This window comes from Sphingomonas caeni (assembly GCF_026013415.1).
Classification (GTDB): Bacteria; Pseudomonadota; Alphaproteobacteria; order Sphingomonadales; family Sphingomonadaceae; genus Sphingomonas; species Sphingomonas caeni.
In genome coordinates this window covers 623,421-642,710 of sequence record NZ_JAPDOK010000001.1, presented here as the reverse complement: position 1 = coordinate 642,710, position 19,290 = coordinate 623,421, and the positions used below count along the sequence as shown (strand labels likewise).

General features: G+C 69.5%; 15 protein-coding genes. 12 read left to right on the top strand and 3 right to left on the bottom strand.

The genetic code is table 11. The features are described from left to right. Positions 1–27 precede the first annotated feature (27 nt). Positions 28–432 (top strand): hypothetical protein, encoded by a 405-nt coding sequence (locus OF829_RS03445; protein ID WP_264938549.1) that lies wholly within the window; start codon positions 28–30, stop codon positions 430–432. Here the strand turns inward: OF829_RS03445 and purD are convergent. Continuing rightward, positions 429–1,694: a phosphoribosylamine--glycine ligase gene (gene purD / locus OF829_RS03440; RefSeq protein WP_264938548.1), complete on the bottom strand. Its 1,266-nt coding sequence runs from the start codon at positions 1,692–1,694 to the stop codon at positions 429–431. The genes OF829_RS03445 and purD overlap by 4 nt on opposite strands. Between purD and xseA the strand changes: the two genes are divergently transcribed. The 3 genes from xseA to OF829_RS03425 are packed head-to-tail and all read left to right on the top strand — an operon-like array spanning position 1,693 to position 4,219. Beyond that, on the top strand, positions 1,693–3,072 hold the full coding sequence (gene xseA, locus OF829_RS03435; RefSeq protein WP_264938547.1) for an exodeoxyribonuclease VII large subunit: 1,380 nt from the start codon (positions 1,693–1,695) through the stop codon (positions 3,070–3,072). The genes purD and xseA overlap by 2 nt on opposite strands. 29 nt (positions 3,073–3,101) lie before the next feature. Then, entirely contained in the window at positions 3,102–3,299 is a 198-nt protein-coding gene (locus OF829_RS03430; protein WP_264938546.1) for a DUF2093 domain-containing protein, read from the top strand. A 5-nt stretch (positions 3,300–3,304) separates the two neighbouring features. Continuing rightward, entirely contained in the window at positions 3,305–4,219 is a 915-nt protein-coding gene (locus tag OF829_RS03425; RefSeq protein WP_264938545.1) for a M23 family metallopeptidase, read from the top strand. 166 nt (positions 4,220–4,385) lie between these two features. Here OF829_RS03425 and OF829_RS03420 read toward each other — a convergent pair whose 3' ends face one another. Then, positions 4,386–4,886 carry a hypothetical protein gene (locus OF829_RS03420; RefSeq protein WP_264938544.1) on the bottom strand — a complete coding sequence of 167 codons (501 nt, stop codon included), beginning with the start codon at positions 4,884–4,886 and terminating at the stop codon, positions 4,386–4,388. Positions 4,887–5,099: 213 nt separating this feature from the next. Here OF829_RS03420 and OF829_RS03415 point away from each other — a divergent pair, with 213 nt between their 5' ends. From OF829_RS03415 to OF829_RS03390, 6 genes are all read left to right on the top strand, one after another. Beyond that, positions 5,100–8,240, top strand: coding sequence for a TonB-dependent receptor domain-containing protein (locus OF829_RS03415; protein WP_264938543.1), 3,141 nt, complete (start codon positions 5,100–5,102; stop codon positions 8,238–8,240). An 85-nt stretch (positions 8,241–8,325) separates the two neighbouring features. Further along, positions 8,326–9,936 carry a tetratricopeptide repeat-containing sulfotransferase family protein gene (locus OF829_RS03410; protein WP_264938542.1) on the top strand — a complete coding sequence of 537 codons (1,611 nt, stop codon included), beginning with the start codon at positions 8,326–8,328 and terminating at the stop codon, positions 9,934–9,936. Continuing rightward, positions 9,933–11,084 (top strand): aspartyl/asparaginyl beta-hydroxylase domain-containing protein, encoded by a 1,152-nt coding sequence (locus OF829_RS03405; protein ID WP_264938541.1) that lies wholly within the window; start codon positions 9,933–9,935, stop codon positions 11,082–11,084. The genes OF829_RS03410 and OF829_RS03405 overlap by 4 nt, the downstream gene beginning before the upstream one ends. Continuing rightward, positions 11,081–12,562 carry a putative 2OG-Fe(II) oxygenase gene (locus OF829_RS03400; protein WP_264938540.1) on the top strand — a complete coding sequence of 494 codons (1,482 nt, stop codon included), beginning with the start codon at positions 11,081–11,083 and terminating at the stop codon, positions 12,560–12,562. The genes OF829_RS03405 and OF829_RS03400 overlap by 4 nt, the downstream gene beginning before the upstream one ends. After that, positions 12,559–14,028, top strand: coding sequence for a 2OG-Fe(II) oxygenase family protein (locus tag OF829_RS03395; RefSeq protein ID WP_264938539.1), 1,470 nt, complete (start codon positions 12,559–12,561; stop codon positions 14,026–14,028). The genes OF829_RS03400 and OF829_RS03395 overlap by 4 nt, the downstream gene beginning before the upstream one ends. Next, positions 14,025–15,890 carry a tetratricopeptide repeat-containing sulfotransferase family protein gene (locus OF829_RS03390; protein ID WP_264938538.1) on the top strand — a complete coding sequence of 622 codons (1,866 nt, stop codon included), beginning with the start codon at positions 14,025–14,027 and terminating at the stop codon, positions 15,888–15,890. Before OF829_RS03395 ends, OF829_RS03390 begins: the two co-directional genes overlap by 4 nt. On the opposite strand, the gene OF829_RS03385 is transcribed toward OF829_RS03390, so the two are convergent. Then, positions 15,887–16,828: a hypothetical protein gene (locus OF829_RS03385; RefSeq protein WP_264938537.1), complete on the bottom strand. Its 942-nt coding sequence runs from the start codon at positions 16,826–16,828 to the stop codon at positions 15,887–15,889. The two genes, OF829_RS03390 and OF829_RS03385, sit on opposite strands and share 4 nt — an antisense overlap. A 47-nt stretch (positions 16,829–16,875) precedes the next feature. Between OF829_RS03385 and OF829_RS03380 the strand changes: the two genes are divergently transcribed. After that, a complete protein-coding gene (locus OF829_RS03380; RefSeq protein ID WP_264938536.1) occupies positions 16,876–17,832 on the top strand; it encodes a TauD/TfdA family dioxygenase in 957 nt (318 codons plus the stop codon). Then, positions 17,829–19,283, top strand: coding sequence for a 2OG-Fe(II) oxygenase family protein (locus tag OF829_RS03375; RefSeq protein ID WP_264938535.1), 1,455 nt, complete (start codon positions 17,829–17,831; stop codon positions 19,281–19,283). The genes OF829_RS03380 and OF829_RS03375 overlap by 4 nt, the downstream gene beginning before the upstream one ends. Positions 19,284–19,290 lie beyond the last annotated feature (7 nt).

The window sequence follows — 19,290 nt, the reverse complement described above, 5'->3', positions numbered from 1 at the left end:
TTATGACTGGCGGATGAACGAGATATAATGTATCATGCATATATGATCGGACTCGCGCTGTTTCTCGCCCTTGCTCCCGTCCAGCACGGTCCCTCGGCCTGCGAGATCGCCGCGGAGCCCGGATTGCTGGTGTCGCGGATCGGCGAGCGGGTGAGCGTCACGGGCCGCTATGATTGGGACATCCACTATCAGCAGATCCATCCCGATGGCTGTGCCGAGGAGACGCTGTTCGTCTCGCTCACCTCGAAGGCGTCGGACCGGGTCAGTGCTTTCCTCGCATCGGCCTATCCGGGCAAGATGTTCGGCGGCGGATCGATCTGGGGCAGCTTCAGCGGGACCGTGAAAAAGACACGCGGGGGCTTTCCCTATCTGCTGATCGACACGATCGCCTTCGATCCCGCGCGGCGCATGACCTTCGCCGACCCGTCCTAGGCCTCTTCGCGTTCGACCTCGCGCCAGCCGATGTCGCGGCGGCAGAAACCGGTGGGGAAGTCGATCGCATCGACCGCGCGATAGGCGGCGGCTTGGGCGGCGCGGACGTCTGGCCCGGTCGCGGTGACCGCGAGGACGCGGCCGCCCGAGGCGACGAGCTTGCCGTCATCGAGCCGGGTGCCGGCCTGGAAGACCCGCGCACCGCCCGCTTCCGCCGCATCGAGCCCGCCGATCGCGCCGCCGGTCTGCGGCGTGCCGGGATAGCCCTGCGCGGCCATCACCACGGTCAGCGCGGTCTCGTCGGAGAAGCGGGGCGCGGCCATGGTGCCGAGCGTGCCGCGGTCGCAGGCGATGAAATAATCGAGCAGGTCGCTCTGAAGGCGCGGCATCAGCACCTGGCATTCGGGATCGCCAAAGCGGGCGTTATACTCGATCAGCTTGGGGCCTTGGGCGGTGAGCATCAGCCCGGCATAGAGCACGCCCGAATAGGGATTGCCCTGCCGCGCCAGCGCCTCGACCGTGGGGCGGACGATCTCGTCGATCGCGCGGGCCTCCAGCTCGGCGGTGAGCACCGGAGCGGGGCTGTAGGCGCCCATCCCGCCGGTATTGGGCCCGGTATCGCCCTCGCCGACGCGCTTGTGATCCTGGGCGGAGCCGAAGGGCATCAGGCTGGTGCCGTCGGTCAGCACGAACAGGCTGGCTTCCTCGCCCTCGAGGAACTCCTCGATCACCACGCTGGCGCCGTGGCCCGAGAAGATGTCGGCGATCGCACCCTCGGCCTCTTCGGTCGTGAAGGCGACCGTCACGCCCTTGCCCGCCGCCAGTCCATCGGCCTTGACCACCACCGGCAGTCCGAAATCCTCGAGGCAGGCGAGCGCCCCGTCGCGTGTCTCGCAGCGGACATAGCCGGCGGTCGGGATATTCTCGCGCGCGCACAAATCCTTGGTGAAGCCCTTCGAGCCTTCGAGCTGGGCGGGGAATTTATTGGGGCCGAACACGCCGATCCCCATGGTGCGCAGATTGTCCGCGAGCCCCTCGACCAGCGGCGCCTCGGGCCCGACCACGACGAAGCTGATCGAGTGGCGCAGGCAGAAATCGATCAGCCCGCGATGATCATTGGCGGCGATATCGGCGATCTCGGCATGGCGCGCGATCCCCGGATTTCCGGGCGCCGCCCACAGCTTCGTCAGCAGCGGCGATTGCGCCAGCTTCCACGCGAGCGCATGTTCGCGTCCTCCCGATCCCACCAGCAGGACGTTCATGCCCGATCCCTTTTCCGACGCACCATCTGGCCGGCTCGTAGCCGAGGAGACCCCCGGCGACAACGCCGCGGCGTGGAGCGTCAGCGAGCTGTCGCAGCGGCTCAAGCGCACCGTCGAGGGCGAGTTCGGCCATGTGCGCCTGCGCGGTGAGATTTCGGGGTGGAAAAAGGCGGCCTCGGGCCATGCCTATCTCAGCCTCAAGGATAGTGATGCGGTGATCGACGGGGTGATTTGGCGCGGCGCCGCGAGCGCTTTGCCGTTCAGCCCGCAGGACGGGATCGAGGTGGTCGCGACCGGCAAGCTGACCATCTATCCGGGGCGGTCGAAATACCAGATCGTGATCGAGCGCATGGAGCTGGCGGGCGAAGGCGCGCTGATGGCGCTGTTCGAGAAACTGAAGGCGAGCCTCGCCGCCGAGGGGCTGTTCGACCGCGAGCGGAAGCAGGCGCTGCCCTATATGCCCAGGGTGATCGGGGTGGTGACCTCGCCCACCGGCGCGGTGATCCGCGACATCCTCCACCGGCTGGAGGACCGCTGCCCGACGCATGTGATCGTCTGGCCGGTCAAGGTGCAGGGCGAGGGCGCCGCGGGCGAAGTCGCGGCGGCGATCCGGGGGTTCGACGCGATGGCCGCCGATGGGCCGGTGCCGAGGCCCGACCTGATCATCGTCGCGCGCGGCGGGGGCTCGATCGAGGATTTGTGGGCGTTCAACGAGGAGGCGGTGGTCCGCGCGATCGCGGGCTGCTCGATCCCGCTGATCTCGGCGGTGGGGCATGAGACCGACACCAGCCTGTCCGACTTCGCCGCCGATCTGCGCGCGCCGACCCCCACCGCCGCCGCCGAGATGGCGGTGCCGGTGCTCGCCGATCTGCGGAACGGCATCGCCAGCCTGGCGCTCCGCTCCGAGCGCTGCGCGCGGCGCTATCACGAGCGCGCGGGAGAGCGGCTGGCGGCCCTGGTCCGCGTGCTGCCGCGCCGCGATGCGCTGCTCGGGCCGCAGCGGCAGAAGATGGACGATCTGGGCGGACGGCTCGACCGTGCGCTCGAACGCCGGGTGACGGTGGCGCGGGGGGCACTCGAACGTTCGGGCGGGGCGCTGCGTCCCGCGGCGCTCGAAGCGCGCCTCGCGACCGCGCGGCACCGGCTCGAAGGCGCCTCGCGGCTGCTCGAGTCGGTCAATCCGGACAACCTCCTCCAGCGCGGCTATGTCCGTGTCGGCGCCAAGGCCTCTGGCAAGGTCGTCACCACCGCCGCCGAGGCGCGCGCGGCAGGGGCGGTTACGCTCCAGTTCAGGGACGGTCCGGTAGATGCCCGGGTTGAGCGCGCGGGCGGCAAATCCTATGATGGGAACAAGCCGGAACAACCGAGCCTCTTGTAAGCCGCACCCGAGTTCGAAGGTCGCATGAAATGCTGATGTCCAACACCGACCGCCCCGCGCGGCTGCACTATCTGGCCAACGGCTTCCGCGTGCTGACGCCCGGCGGCCATGTCACCTGCGCGGTGAGCGGCGAGGCGATCCCGCTCGACGCGCTGCGCTATTGGAGCGTCGCGCGGCAGGAACCCTATGCCAGCGCGGAGATCGCCCTCAAGGCGATGCTCGGGTGAGGCTGATGGGCCGCCTGTTCACCGGTTCGCTTTTCGTCGCCCTGCTGGGCACCTGCACGCTTCCCGCCGCCACGCAGCAGCCCGCCGCCGCGGCGCCCGCCTTGCCGCTGCCGGCCCCCACGCCGAGCCCTGCCGATCTGAGGCCGGTGCCCGGCCGCTTCCAGTTCCAGGGCCAGATGATCCAGGGCGGCGTCGTGATCGGCGCCGCGCCCGCGGGCACGACGATGCTGAGCTTCAACGGCGCGTCGGTCCCGCTTTCGGGCGATGGCCGTTTCGTGATCGGCTTCGACCGCGATGCCGGCCCCGGCGCGACCCTCGTCGCTACGCTGGGCGATGGCGGGCAGGTGACGCAGGCGCTGACCGTGGCGCCGCGGGCCTGGGATATTTCGCGGCTCGACACCTTGCCCAAATATCCCGTCCCCCAGCCCGAATTCGAGAAGCGCCGCCCCGGCGAGCTCCAGCAGATCGGCGCCGCGCGCGCGATGCAGACCGACGCGGCGGGCTGGCGCCAGCCCTTTCTCTGGCCGGTGACCGGGCGGATCTCGACCCTGTTCGGGTCGCAGCGAATCTATCAGAATGGCGAGGCGGGCGCCTATCATTCGGGGGTCGATATCGCCCGCCCGGTGGGAACGGTGGTGCTCGCGCCCGCCGACGGGGTGGTGGTGCTTGCCGCGGCGACACCCTTCACGCTCGAAGGCTATCTGCTGATGGTCGATCACGGCATGGGGCTCAACAGCGCCTTCATGCATCTCTCGCGGATCGACGTGAAGGTGGGCGAACATATCCGGCGCGGCCAGCCGATCGGGCTGGTCGGCATGACCGGGCGTGCGACCGGGCCGCACCTCCATTGGGGGATGAAATGGCGCGACGCGCGGGTGGACCCGCTGCTGATGGCGGGGCCGATGCCGGTCACCGAATAGGGCCGGAGGGGACCTTTGCTGCGCTTGCTCAAGCGGGCGCAAACCGCGACTTCCATTCCCGTTCGCCCTGAGCCTGTCGAAGGGCGCCTATCCGCAAGCGAATCCTTTGTGGAGAGCTGCCCTTCGACAGGCTCAGGGCGAACGGTTCATTTTGTCACGTTGGGCGCTAATTCACGCGCTTCACCCGGACCGAGATCGATCCGTGGAACTTGGCGAAGAAGCTCCCCATCGCGGCGCGCTTGAGCGTCACCTGGGTGCCGGGACGGACATTGACCACGGTGCGGTTGTCGGTCTGCACCCAGCGCGCGCCGTCCTCGAGCACGAAGAAAACCCGCCCGTCGCCCTGCGTCGAGATCGATTTGACCGTCGAGGTGACCTCGTCGAGGTCGGGCTCGTCGCTGCTGTCGAACAGGCGGATGCGCGGCAGGCTGAGGCCGAACAGGCCGCGCCGCGCCTCGCGCACCTGCTCCTTGTCGACCACCACCACCTCGCGCGATTTCTCGGCGGAATCGAGGTCGGCGACCGCCTTGTCGTAACAGGCCAGCCGTTCGGCCGAGTCGGTGAGCTTGCGGCATTCGACCACCGCGTCGAGCCGCTTCGAGCGCTCCTGCGCCAGCGCCGGGGTCGCCAGAACCAGAAGCGGGAGCAGTGAATATACGAGCCGCATGGGGCCTTCCTCCTGTGGCGCGCCGATCGGGCGACGCATCTTTATGTCAAGCAAACCCTGTGTTCGCGCAACTTATGCTGTGTTGCAAAAATTCCACAGTCACACGGCCTTCTCACTACGGGACTACTAAGGAGATTTACAGTAGCCTCGCCGCCTGCTTTGTCGGCAGAATCCGGCGGGTAAACCGCCCAGGATTCAGGGAAAGGACGTTCCATGAAGAAGAATTTCGCAGGTCTCCTGCGACAGAGCGCGGCCCCGCTCGCGATCGGCGTTGCGCTGATCGCGTCGCCGGCCTTCGCGCAGGACGACACGACGACGACTGCCAGTGACGATCAGGAGATTCTGGTCACGGGTTCGCGCATTCCGCAGCCGAACCTGACCTCGACCAGCCCGGTCACCGTCGTCAACGCCACCGAGATCAAGCTGCAGGGCACGACCCGCGCGGAAGACCTGATCAACTCGCTGCCGCAGGTTTTCGCCGAATTCGGCGGTAACGTGTCGAACGGCGCGTCGGGCACCGCCACCGTCAACCTGCGCGGCCTCGGCTCGAACCGCACGCTGGTGCTGATCAACGGCCGCCGTCTGCTCCCGGGCGATCCCGAGACCCCGTCGGCCGATCTTAACGCGGTTCCGGCCGCGCTGATCAGCCGTGTCGACGTGCTCACCGGCGGCGCTTCGTCGGTCTATGGTGCAGACGCCGTCGGCGGCGTCGTCAACTTCATCATGGATACCGATTTCACCGGCTTCCGCATCGACAGCCAGTACAGCTTCTATCAGCACAACAACCGTTCGAAGACGGGCATCCGCAACGCGCTCACCGCGCGCGGCTTCACCTATCCCGACGGTTCGGTGACCGATGGCGGCACGACCGACACGACCGCCACGATCGGCGCCTCGTTCGACGACGGCCGCGGCCATGTCGTCGGCTATGTCGGCTATCGCAAGATCAACGCGGTGACCCAGGACAAGCGCGATTACTCGGCTTGCACCACGCAGGCGCGTACTCCTGCGCAGACCGCGGCCAACCCCGCGCTGCTCTTCACCTGCGGCGGTTCGGCGACGTCGCCCCAGGGCACGTTCATCGTCTATGATTTCGGTAACCCGGCGGCGCCGATCCCCTATTCGGACGGCACCTCGACGCTGTACCAGGTCGGTGCGAACCGCACCCTGGTCCCCGGCTCGACCCCGTTCAACTTCGCGCCGACCAACTATTATCAGCGTCCGGACGAGCGCTACACGGCTGGCTTCTTCGCCAACTATGAAATCAACGACGCGATCAAGCCCTATCTCGAAGGCATGTTCATGGACGACCGTTCGGTCGCCCAGATCGCGCCGTCGGGCGACTTCGGCAACACGCTGACGCTCAACTGCGACAACCCGCTGATGTCGGCGCAGCAGCGCTCGATCGTCTGCCACCCGCAGAACCTGATCACGCCGAACGGCAACTCGGTTACCGCTGAAGCCAAGGCCGGCCGCATCACGGCCCCCGCGGTCTTCATCGATCCGACCACCGGCCTGCCCTATTTCCGGGGTTTCGCGCAGATCCTGCGCCGCAACATCGAGGGCGGTCCGCGCCGCGACGACCTGCAGCACACCAGCTATCGCCTGGTGGCGGGCGTCAAGGGCGATCTGGGTGGCGGCTTCAGCTACGACGCCTATTACCAGTATGGCCGCACCAACTTCGCCGAGACCTATTATAACGACGTCTCGGTCTCGCGCATGACCAAGGCGCTCGACGTGATCGACGATCCGCGCACGGCGGGCGTGGATCCGATCTGCCGCTCGGTCCTCGACGGCACCGATCCGAACTGCGTGCCGTGGGATATCTTCGTCCAGAACGGCGCCAGCCCGGCCGCGGTGAACTACATCACGACCCCTGGCTTCAAGCGCGGCGTCACCGATGAGACCGTCGCGTCGGTCTCGCTGACCGGCCTGCTCGGCGAATATGGCGTGAAGACTCCCTGGGCCGATGGCGGCCTGGCGATGAACGTCGGCTTCGAATACCGCAAGGAGCATCTGCAGGAGGTCACCGACCTCGAGTTCCAGACCGGCGACCTCGCCGGCCAGGGTGCTCCGACGCTGCCGATCGAAGGCTCGTTCACCGTCAAGGAAGCGTTCGCCGAATTCCGTCTGCCGATCGTGCAGAACGGCTTCATCGAGGATCTGTCGCTCGAAGCCGGCTATCGCTATTCGGACTATTCGATCGGCGCGCGTTCGGTGAACACCGATACGTACAAGGTCGCCGCCGAATTCGCTCCGATCCGTGACATCCGCTTCCGTGCGGCGTACAACCGCGCCGTCCGTTCGCCGAACATCCAGGAGCTGTTCGCGCCGAATCGCGTCGCGCTCAACGGTAACTCGGATCCGTGCGCGGGTTCGATCTCCGGCGGCACCGTCAACGGCAACACGCAGGCGCAGTGCGCCCGCACCGGTGTTTCCGCGGCGCAGTTCGGCACGATCGCGGGTAACCCGGCGGGCCAGTATAACGGCCTGATCGGCGGCAACCCGAACCTGACGCCGGAAATCGCGGACACCTGGACGGTGGGCGCGGTGATCCAGCCGAGCTTCATTCCGAAGTTCGCGCTGACGGTCGATTACTTCAACATCAAGATCGAGAACACCGTTGCGACCATCGGTCAGGACACCACGCTCCAGACCTGCATGATCACGGGCGATCCCGGCTTCTGCGGCCTGATCCATCGCGATCAGTTCGGGTCGCTGTGGCGCACCAGCAACGGCTATGTCGTCGACACCAACCAGAATCTCGGCAGCCTGAAGACCACCGGTATCGACGTGGGCCTCAGCTACTCGCATGACCTGGGCGGCCTCGGTTCGCTCGCGCTCAACGCGAACGGCACCTGGCTGAACGAGATCATCACCGACAATGGTGTGTCGACGCCGTATGACTGCGCCGGCCTCTACGGCCTGATCTGCACCACCCCGAGCCCCGAGTGGCGCCACAAGGCCCGTCTGACCTGGACGACGCCGTGGGGCATCGGTGTCTCGACCCAGTGGCGTTACTTCTCGGCCGTCGATATCGACCGCTCGAGCTCGAACCCGTCGCTCACCGGCGGCGTCGATTCGGGCGGCCGCCCGAACTACGCCCTGGTGAACGCGCGGATCCCGTCGCAGAGCTATATCGACCTGACGCTGAGCGCCACGGTGGGTGAGCATTACAGCTTCCGCCTGGGCGTGCAGAACCTGCTCGACCGCGAGCCGCCGATCATCGGCTCGAACGGCACCAGCGGCGTGATCAACGCCTGCTCGAGCGTGTTCTGCAACGGCAATACCTATCCGGTCGTCTATGACGCGCTGGGCCGGTACATCTATGCGGGCGTGACGCTGGACTTCTAAGCCAGCACTCGCCTACGAATATGGGGCCGGCGGAGCGATCTGCCGGCCCCTTTTTTGATTTCGCGAACTTCGAAAAGACCAAGATTTGTCAGTAACTTCCGCCAGCCGCGATGTTGAAGCCGACCGGGCAACGCTGCGCGCCGTCCATGCCGCGCTCACCGGGGGCGATGTCGCCCGCGCCCAGGCGATGGCGGCGCACGCGCTCGCCGACGGCGTGGTCCATCCGATGGTGCTCGATCTCGCGGCGGGCCGGCTCGAGGGGTTGGGACGGCTCGACGAGGCCTGCGCCCTGCTCGCCCGCGCGGCCGAGATGGCGCCCCAGGCGCCCGGCATCCGCAACGCCTATGGCCTGATCCTCCAGCGGCTCGACCGCATGGAAGAGGCGCTGGCCGAATTCGATGCGGCGATCGCGGCCGAGCCGGGGTTCGCCCCGGCCTGGTCGAACCGCGCGGTCTCGCTGATGGGGCTGGCGCGGCTGAACGATGCGCGGCGCGATTTCGAGCATGCGCTTGGCCTCCAGCCGGGCAATCCGGTGGCGTTGAACGGTCTCGCGCATCTCGCGATCCGCCGCGGCGCGCCCGAGGAAGCGCGCAGCCTCGCCGCGCAGGCGTTCGAGCGCGCGCCGGGCTTTCCACCGACCCAGCTGATCCTCGCCGAGGCCGAGGTCGCGCTCGGCGATGGCGGCGCCGAGCCGCGGCTGCGGGCGCTGATCAAGGATGGGGCGTTGCCGCCACAGGATCTCGCGACCGCGACCGGCCTGCTCGGCGACGCGCTCGACGCGCAGGGCCGCCACGCGGAGGCATTCGAGGCCTGGACCGAGGCGGGCGAAACCGCCCGCGCGGCCCATGCGCCGCAGTTCGGCGGCCGTCCCGGCACGCTGGCGGCGGTGCGCGACATGACCGCCCTGCTCGACCGGCGAAGCTTTGCCACGGTCGAAGGCGCGGGCAAAGGGCCGGCGAAGACGCATGTCTTCCTGGTCGGCTTTCCGCGCTCGGGCACGACCTTGCTCGAGCAAGTACTTGAGCAGCATGACGAAATCGTCACGCTCGCCGAAAAGGAGTGCCTGGTCGACGGCGCTCGCGCGTTGCTCGCGGACCGCGACAAGTTCGCGGCCTTTTGTGCGCTGCCCGATGCCGGGCTCGACCAATATCGCGCCGCCTATTGGCGCCGGGTGGCCGAACAGGGTGTGGATCCGGCGGGCAAGGTCTTTGTCGACAAGCATCCGTTCCACAGCTTCAAGCTGCCGCTGATCGCGCGGCTCTTTCCCGACGCGCGCATCCTGTTCGCCGAGCGCGATCCGCGCGACACGGTGCTCAGCTGTTTCCGGCGCCGCTTCAGGATGAACGACCCGAACTATCAGATGCTGACGCTGGCGGGCGCGGCCGAGCTGTTCGCGGCGGCAATGGAACTCCGCGCCGCGAGCGAGGCGGCGCTGCCGATGCACGCGCAGACCTGCCGGCTCGAGGACATGATCGGCGATTTCGACGGCACCACGCGCGCGGTCTGCGCGCATCTGGGGGTCGAATGGTCGGCGAAGATGCGCGATTTCGCGGCCAATGTCGCGCAGCGCGGGGTCTTCACCCCCAGCGGCGCGCAGCTCGCGCGCGGGCTCAATGCCGAGGGCGTCGGCAAGTGGCGCGACTATGCGGCGCAGATGGCGCCGGTGCTGCCGCTGCTCGAGCCCTGGGGGAAATGACCGCCGCCGGCCTCCAGGCCGAGGCCGATCGCGCCGCCGCGGCGGGGGATGTCGCGCGGGCGCGGGCGCTGCTGGAGCAGGCGACGGGCGAGGCACCCGACAGCGCGGAACTCTGGATCAAGCTCGCGGCGATGCGCCGCGCCGGGGGCGATGCGGCGGGGGCGCTCGGCGCGGTCCATCAGGCGCTGGCGGCTCAGCCGCTCGATTTCATGGCGCTGCTGATGCGCGCGAGCCTGCTCGAACGGCTGGGCGACGCGGGTGCGGGCGAAGCCTATGGCCGCGCGATCGCGCAGCGTCCGGAAGGTGCGCTTGCGCCCCAGGTGGCCGCGGCGGTGGCGCATGGCGAAGCACTTTACGCCGCCCATATTGCCGCGAATGAAGCGAAACTCGCTGCGGCGATGGCCGAGGCCGAGGCGTTGGCGGCACCCGGGGAAGCGGCTCGCATCGCCCGCTTCCGCAGCAACGCGTTGCGCAAGACCCGGGTCTATCACTCCGAGCCGACCCATTTTCATTTCCCCGGCCTGGTCGAACGCGAGTTCCACGACCGCGCCGACTTCCCCTGGATCGCCGAACTCGAGGCCGCGACCGACAGCATCGCCGCCGAACTCGACGCGGTGATGGTGGCCGAGCGCGCCGAGCTGGTCCCCTATATCCAATATGCCGAGCATGAGCCGCTGCGCCAGTGGCGCCCGCTCAACCATAGCCGCGACTGGACCGCGATCCATCTCTGGCAGAATGGCCGCACGATCGAGGCCAATGCCCGGCATTGTCCCCGGACGATGAAGCTGCTCGAGCGTATTCCCCAGCCCAAGATCGCGGGCTGCTCGCCCAATGCCATGTTCTCCTTGCTCGCGCCCGAGACGCATATCCCGCCACATGTCGGCGTGGCGAATACCCGGCTGGTCTGCCATTTGCCGCTGGTCGTGCCGCCGGGCTGCTGGTTCCGCTGCGGCGCCGAGACGCGCGAATGGCGGCGCGGCGAGGCATTCGTGTTCGACGATACGATCGAGCATGAGGCGATGAACCCCAGCCAGGCGCTGCGCGTCGTCTTCATCATCGATGTCTGGCACCCGGGGCTGAGTCCGGTCGAGCAGGCCGCGGTCAAGGCGATGATGGAGGCCGAAGGCGGCGCGGCGGCCGGGCTGTGACCGCTGGCAACAGCCCCACGCTGGACCTCGTCGCGCTCGACGAACGCGCGCGCCAGGCGCTGGCCAATGGCGAGGAGGAAGGCGCGCTGCCGCTGCTCGCCGCCGCGGCCGAGCGCGCGAGGGACAGTGCCCGGCTCTGGCAATGGACCGCGTTGCTGCGCCGTGCGCTGCACCGCCATACGGAAGCACTCGCGGCGTTCGAGCGCGCCGCGGCGCTCGACCCGGCCGATCTCTCGATCGCCTACGGCCATGCCCAAACGATGATGGAGGCGGGGGGGGACGCGAGGGCATTGTTCGGTCGCGCGCTGATGCTCGATCAGGGTAATGGTGACTCCATTCTCGGCTTCGCGGCGGCGCGGCTCGGCGCTGGAGACGGCGTACAGGCGGCGGACGAGCTTGAGGCGCTGCTGGCGCGCAATCCGCATTGGGTTCCCGGCCATAGCGGCTTGGCGCAATTGCGGGGGCAGCTCGGCCAGCGGGATCTGGTGACCCGGTCGTTCGAAACCGCGCTCGGCGTACAGCCCGACAACCGCCAGCTGTGGGACGCTCTGATCGTCCTGCTGTTCCGCGCGGGCCGCTTCGCCGAGGCGCATGAGGTGCTGCTGCGTGCGCGGCGGGTGCTGGGGGGGCATGCGTTCGCGGCGCACGAAGTGCTGATCCTGTCCGAACTCGGCCAGGCCGATGCCGCCGATGCGCGCTACGCGGCGGTCGAGGCGCCAAGCGATCTCAACTATGTGGTCCACCGCGTCCGCCATCTGTTGCGCACCGGCCGCGCGCCGGAGGCGGTGCCGCTGATCGAGCGCTGCATCGGCGAACCCGGGGCGAGCCTGCTCTGGCCCTATATCGCGCTGGTTTGGCGGATCACGGGCGATCCGCGTTGGGAGTGGCTGGAGGGTGACGCGCGGCTGGTCTCGGTGACCGATCTTACCGATCGCTTGCCGCCGCTAGACCGGCTCGCCGAGGTGCTGCGCGAGATGCATATCACCAAAGATCAGCCGCTCGACCAGTCGCTGCGTGGCGGCACCCAGACCTATGGAATATTGTTCACCCGCACCGAGCCCGAGATCGTGGCGCTGCGTGCGGCGATCGTCGAGGCGGTTGCGGCGCATATCGCCCAGCTGCCGCCGCCCGATCCGGCGCATCCGATCCTTGGCCTCCGCCGCGACCGGCCGATCCGTTTCAGCGGCGGATGGTCGGTGCGGCTCATGGGGGGCGGGCACCATGTCAACCATATCCACCAGCTCGGCTGGTTCAGCTCGGCGCTCTATGTCGCGCTGCCCGAGGCGCAGGGCGAACAGGGCTGGCTGACTCTGGGCGCGCCGCCCGCCGAGCTGGGGCTCGATCTGGCGCCGCTGCGCACGATCGCGCCCAGGCCCGGCCAGCTCGTGCTGTTCCCCTCGACCCTGTGGCACGGCACCCTCCCGTTCGATGTGGGCGAGCGATTGACGGTCGCGTTCGACGTGGCGCCGCCGCGATGATCCCGAGCGATTCGGTCGGGCTTCAGCGCTGGGCGCTGGCGGCGCAGCAGCAGGGCGACGAGGCCGAGGCCGCGCCGGTGCTCGCCGCCGCAGCCGCGCGCTTCCGCACCGATCCCCTGCTGTGGCAATGGAGCGCGCTGCTCCACCGCGCGCTCGACCGCAATGCCGAGGCGCTGGCGGCGGCGGAAACCGCGGCGCGGCTCGCCCCCGGTCATCCGCGCATCGCCCAGGGCCTCGCCCATATCCGGCTCGAAGCGGGCAAGGACGCGGTGAGCGCGTTCGAGGCGGCGGCGCGGCTCGAGCCCGCCAATGGCGAGATCTTGCTCGGGCTCGCGGCGGCGCGGCTGGCGGTCGGCGAGGGCGCGCGGGCGGTGGCCGATCTCGATGCGCTGCTCGCGGCCAATCCGCTCTGGGTTGATGGGCATAGCCGCCTGGCCCAGCTGCGCTGCGTGACGGGAAATGCGGGGGCGGCGACCGCCTCGTTCGAGCGCGCGCTGGCTGCATTCCCGCGCGATTTCTCGCTGTGGCAGGGGTTGATCGCGACGCTGGTGCAGGGCGAGCGCTGGGAAGATGCCGGGGACGCCATCGCCCGCGCGCGCAAGGCGATGGGCGACGGCCTCTATTTCGATGCGAACGAAGCGGTGGTGCGCTCCGAACGCGGCGAGGTCGCCGCGGCCGATGCCTTGTTCGCCAAGGTCGCGCAGGCGCAGGACCCCACGCTCGAGGTACGGCGCGTCCGGCATTTGCTGCGCAACGGCCGGATCGAGGCGGCGCTCGAGAGGATCGAGCGCGCGCTGCAGGGCGAGAGCGCGGGGCTGATATGGCCCTATGCCGCGCTCGGCTGGCGGATCGCCGGCGATCCGCGCTGGCAATGGCTGGAGGGGGACGAGCGCCTCGTCTCGGTGATCGACCTTGCCGACAAGCTCCCCCCGCTCAATCGCCTCGCCGAGGTGCTGCGCGGGCTCCACCATGCGCAGGGCGAGTATCTCGATCAGTCGGTGCGCGGCGGCACCCAGACCGATGGGCCGCTGTTCGCGCGGATCGAGCCCGAGATCGCGGCGGTGCGCGCCGCCATCGTCGCGGCGGTGGAGGGCCATATCACACGGCTCCCCCCGCCCGATCCACGCCACCCGACGCTCGGCCCCCGGCACGACCGGCCGGTGCGCTTCTCGGGAAGCTGGTCGGTCCGGCTTGCGGATGCGGGCCATCATTCGAACCATATCCACCCGCTCGGCTGGTTCAGCTCGGCACTCTATGTCTCGCTCCCCGAACCCGAAGGCCAGCAGGGCTGGCTCAAGCTCGGCGAACCGCGCGAGGATCTGGGGCTCGGGCTCGAACCCTTCCGAACGATCGAACCCAAGGCAGGCAGATTGGTGCTATTCCCCTCGACCATGTGGCACGGAACGATTCCCTTTGCGGCCGGCGAACGGCTGACCATCGCCTTCGACGTGGCGCCGCCGCGATGAGCGTGCCCCCGCCCGAACTCGGTCCCGTGATCGAGCGCTACCGCGCCGGCGACCTGCCCGGCGCGCGCGTCGCCGCCGAAGCCGGGCTGGCGGCGAACCCTGGCCTGTTGCCGCTGCGCTCGCTCGCCGGGATGATCGCGTGCCAGATGGGCGATCCCGCCGGCGGCGCGGCGCATCTGCGCATCGCGCTGGCCGCCGCGCCCGAGGACAAGGCCACGCGTCTCAACCTCGCCTCGGCGCTCGCCGCGACCGGCGCGCTCGACGAAGCGGCGCAACTGGTTGCGGATGGCGACGATCCGCGGTTCGGGCGGCTGGGGGCGTGGATCGCGCAGGAGCAAGGCCGGCTGGGCGACGCCGTGGCGGGCTATGAGGCGGTGCTCGCCGCCGACTCGCAGGATTTCGAGAGCTGGAACAATCTGGGCAACGCCCGCGCCGCGCTGGGCGACAGCGAGGGCGCGATCGCCGCGCTCGAACGCGCGATCAACCTGAGGCGCGATCTGCCCGCGCTCTATATCAATCTGTCCAAGCTGCTCGCCGATCTCGACCAGCCCGAGCCGCGCCGCACGACGATGCGCGAGGCGGCGCGGGTGGCGCCGAACGATGCCGAAGTGCTCTACGAGCTCGGTCTGGCGGAGGCGGGTGCGCATGATCGCGCTGCCGCCGAAGCGGCGTTCCGCGGCGCGATCGCGCGGACGCGGGGCTTCACACCGGCCTATGTCGAGCTGGGGCTGCTGCTCGAAAATCTCAACCGGATCGAGGCGCTCGAATCGCTCGTCGAAGAGGCGGCGCGGCGCGGGGTCGAGGCGGCGGAGATCGATTATCTGCGCGCCTGGGTGCTGCGCCGGCGCGGGGCCTTTGCCGAGGCGATGGTGCTTGCCGAAGCCGCGCCCGACACGATCAACCCGATCCGCCGCAACCAGCTGATCGCCGAACTCGCCGACCGGCTGGGCGATGCGGACAAGGCGTTCCCGGCGTTCGTCGCGATGAACCAGGCCTCGATCGCCGCGGCGCCGCCCACGGCCGAGAATTACCTGGCCGAGGTCGAAGGCGAGATCGCCCGGCTGACGCCCGAAAAGGTTGCGGCCTGGTCGACGGTCGAGATCGTGCCGGAGCCGCCCGCGCCGGTCTTCATCGCCGGCTTCCCGCGCTCGGGCACCACCCTGCTCGATACGCTGCTGATGAACATCCCCGATCTGCACGTGCTCGAGGAGCTGCCGGTGATGCGGCAGGTGGAGGGCGGGCTCGATCCGAATGTGCTTGCGGGGCTGACGAGCGCGCAGGTGCAGGCGCTCCGGTCGCGCTATTTCGAGGCGCTGGGGCTGATCGCCCCGCCGCCGCGCGCGGGCATGACGGTGGTCGATAAGTATCCGCTCCACATGGCGCGGGTGCCGCTGATCCACCGCACCTTCCCCGATGCCAAGCTGATCCTGGTCGAGCGCCATCCGTGCGATGCGGTGCTCAGCTGCTTCATGTCGAACTTCCAGCTCAACAAGGCGATGCGCGAGTTCGTGACGCTCGAGGGCGCGGCGCGGCTCTACGACCGCGCCTTCACCTGCTGGGAGCGGGCGGAGGCGCTGCTGCCGGTCAATGTCCACCGCATCCGCTACGAGCGCATGGTCGAGGATCTGGAGGGGGAGATGCGCGCGCTGCTCGGCTTCCTTGGGATCGCGTGGGACGAAAAGGTGCTCGACAATCGCGGTGCCGCGGCGAAGCGCGACCATATCCGAACCGCGAGCTACGCGCAGGTGACCGAGCCGATCTACACGCGCTCGGCCGGACGCTGGGAACGGTATCGCGCGCAGATGGCGCCGGTGCTGCCCGTGCTCGCGCCCTGGGCGGAGAAGATGGGGTATCGGGTCTAGATCAGGCCTCGTGCGAGCGCGGGGACCGTGCGCCCCGCAATCCACATTTCGGCCGCGTTGAGTTCGGGGGCGATCGCGCGCTCCAGCTCAGCATTGCGCGCGACGCGGGCGGCGTTGTCGAACGCGCGCGTGGGATCCTTGGAATAGGTGGCGAACAGCGGACCCGCGACGCTGGCGTCGAGCGCGGCATCGGCGATCGGCACCTCCAGATGACGCGCCCCCGCCTTGAGCGCCGTGGCAGGCCCGGCGAAAAAGGCCTCGGCATCGAGCGTGCGTGCATTCGGCATCGCCGCCAGCGCTCCCGCAAATGCCTCGACCTGCGCGAGCCACAGCGCCGCCGCGCGCTCGGCGTCGCTCAACTGCGAGAGATCACCCAGATAGCGGGCGAGCTGGCCGGTCACGTTGCGGACCCAGGTCCGGTGCTGGTCGCTGCGCAGGATCGCGAGCAGATAGGGGCGCAGCGGCAGGTGGAGCAGGATCGCGCGGGCATCCGGGTCCGCCGCCGCGATCTGCGGCAACAGGAAGTTCACCGGCACGTTCGCCTTGACCAGGGTCGGCGCGTCGGCGCGGTAGCGCTTGCCGAGCATCGCGAGGACGAGCGCCAGCCGCGCGGGATCGGGCGCGAGCGCGGTCTGGCGGAGCGCGAGGGGCTCGCGAAGCACCAGACTTGCCTCGGGATCGTCGAGCGCGCGGGCGAGCAGGGTCGAGCCGCAATGCGCCATGTGGAAGATCCACGCGGTGGGCGCGGCCGGGCGGGCGGGCAGCGCCGCCGCCGGCATCGCAAAGGGCGTCCCCGGCGCGGGCGAGATGCGCCGGTCGAGAAAGATCGAGCGGCGATAGGCGGCGCGGTCCATCGGCACGAACACCGCGTTCGGCCCGTCGAACGAATGGAGATAATGGTCGGGCGAGCCGAAGAGCAGGTCGGGCGTCGGGAACATGGCCGAGGCTATAGCTTGGGCGCGGCGGGGCGGCTATCCGTGCGGCCATGCCCGTCGTCCATTTGCCCGCCCCCGGCCAGCCGCACGTGATCGTCGAAGCGGCGGGAGAGGGCGGCATCCTCGATCTCGATCCGGCCGCAGTGACCGATCTCTACAAGGCGCATGGCGCGCTGCTCTTCCGCGGCTTCGGGGTCGATGTCGCGCAGTTCGGCGCCTTTGCGCAGCAATATTGCAGGACCTCGGTCGTCAATGAGAGCCGCGGCCGCACGCCGATCGACATGGCGGCGAATATCCATTCGGTCGATGGCGGCACAGGCCCCTTCGCGCTCCATCCCGAGCTGTCGCGCGAACCATGGAAGCCGGACGTCGCCTTCTTCGCCTGTCTCGCGGCGCCCAGCCATGGCGGGCAGACGACCCTGTGCGACGGCATCGCGATGGTTCGCGAACTTCCCGCGGAGGTCCGCGAAGGGCTCGAGGGCCGCCGACTCGTCTACTACAAGCCCGTCTGGCCGGAACTGCTCGCCTATTGGCTCGGCACCGCGACGCCCGGCGACGCCGATCTGGCTTCGCCCCCGCCGGGCTGTCCCTATCAATTCCGCCGGCTTCCCGATGGCGGCGTGCTTCGCTTCTTCACGCGTCCCGCGCTCCACAAGCCGATGTTCGCGGCCGCGCCCGCCTTCGGCAATTTCCTGCTCTTCGCGCGCTTCACCCGCGGCATCCGCGATCATCCCGTACTCGACGATGGCCGCCCGGTGCCCGAGGCATGGCTGCAGGCGATCCAGGCGGCGGGCGAGCGGCTGAGCGTGCCGGTCGGCTGGCAGGCGGGTGATCTGGTGATGCTCGACAACACCCGCTTCATGCACGGGCGGACCGCGATCACCGATCCGGGCGAGCGGCGGATCGCGACCCATTTCGGCTATCTCGATTTCGCCATCCCCGATCCCGAGGAGCCCGCCGACCCGATCTGGCGCCGCGAGAATTTCGAGCCGCCGCGCCAGCCATGACCGAGGACCTGGCAGTGCTGGCGCGGCAGGCGCTGGAGCGCGGCGAGGAGGCGGAGGCCGCGCCGGTGCTCGCCGAAGCGGCGGCGCGGGCGCGGACCGATGCGCGGCTGTGGCAATGGAGCGGGTCGCTCCATCGCGCGCTCGACGAATATGCGCTCGCACTGGCGGCCTTCGCCAAGGCGGCGGCGCTGGCGCCGGACGACCCGTCGATCGCCTTTGGCCGCGCGCTCGTCGCCTTCGAGGCAGGGCTCGATGCGGTGGCGCTGTTCGAGGCCGCCGACCGGCTCGTGCCGCGGAACAGCGAGGTCCTCCAGTGCATGGCGGCGGCGCGCGTCGCCGCGGGGGACGGCGCGCGCGCGATCGCCGATCTCGACGCGGTGCTGGTGGAGAGCCCCGGCTGGCTCCACGGGCACCATGCTCTTGCGCGAATCCGCAGCATGATGGGGCAGCGCGACGCGGCCACCGCGTCGATCGAGCGCGCGCTCGCCGCCCGGCCGCGCGACGTCACCCTCTGGCAGGCGCTGATCGACACTTTGAGCCAAGGCGAGCATTTTACCGAGATGGGCGAGGCCGCGCGGCGGGCGCGGGCAGCGGCCGGAGAGCATGGCTTCGACCTTGGCGAGGCGATCGCCCTGTCCGAAACCGGCGACGCGGCCGGCGCCGATGCGCTGTTCGCACGGATTCCCGATGGCGATGACCCGGTCGTGGCGGTGCGCCGCGTGCGCCATTTCCTGAGGACGGGGCGCGTGGAGGCGGCGTTGCCGCTGATCGAGCGCTGGGCGGTGCGGGAGGGGGCGGCGCTAATGTGGCCCTATGCCGCGATCGGCTGGCGGCTCGCGGGCGATCCGCGGCTCGGCTGGCTCGAGGACCCGCGGCTCGTGTCGGTGATCGATCTGGCCGACAAGCTTCCGCCGCTCGACCGGCTGGCCGGGCTGCTGCGCGGTCTGCACCTCGCGCGCGCGGCGCCGATGGACCAGTCGGTGCGTGGCGGTACCCAGACCGACGGCATGCTGTTCACCCGCATCGAACCCGAGATATGCGCGCTCAGGGCGGCGATGGTGGACGCGGTCGAGGCGCATATCGCCGGGCTGCCGCCGCCCGATCCGGCGCACCCGGTGCTCGCGCTCCGGCGCGACCGGAGGGTGCGCTTCTCGGGCAGCTGGTCGGTGCGGCTTGGCGGGGCAGGGCGCCATATCAACCATGTCCATCCGATGGGCTGGCTGAGTTCGGCGCTCTATATCGCCCTGCCCGAGCCGGGCCCCGGCCATGAAGGCTGGCTTCAGCTCGGCGCGCCGCAGGCCTCGCTGGGGCTCGACCTGCCACCGCTGCGCTGGATCGAGCCCAGGCCGGGGCGGCTCGTGCTCTTCCCCTCGACCCTGTGGCACGGCACCGTGTCGTTCGCCCAGGGCGAGCGCCTGACCGTGGCGTTCGACGTCGCGCCGCCCCGGTAACGTCCCT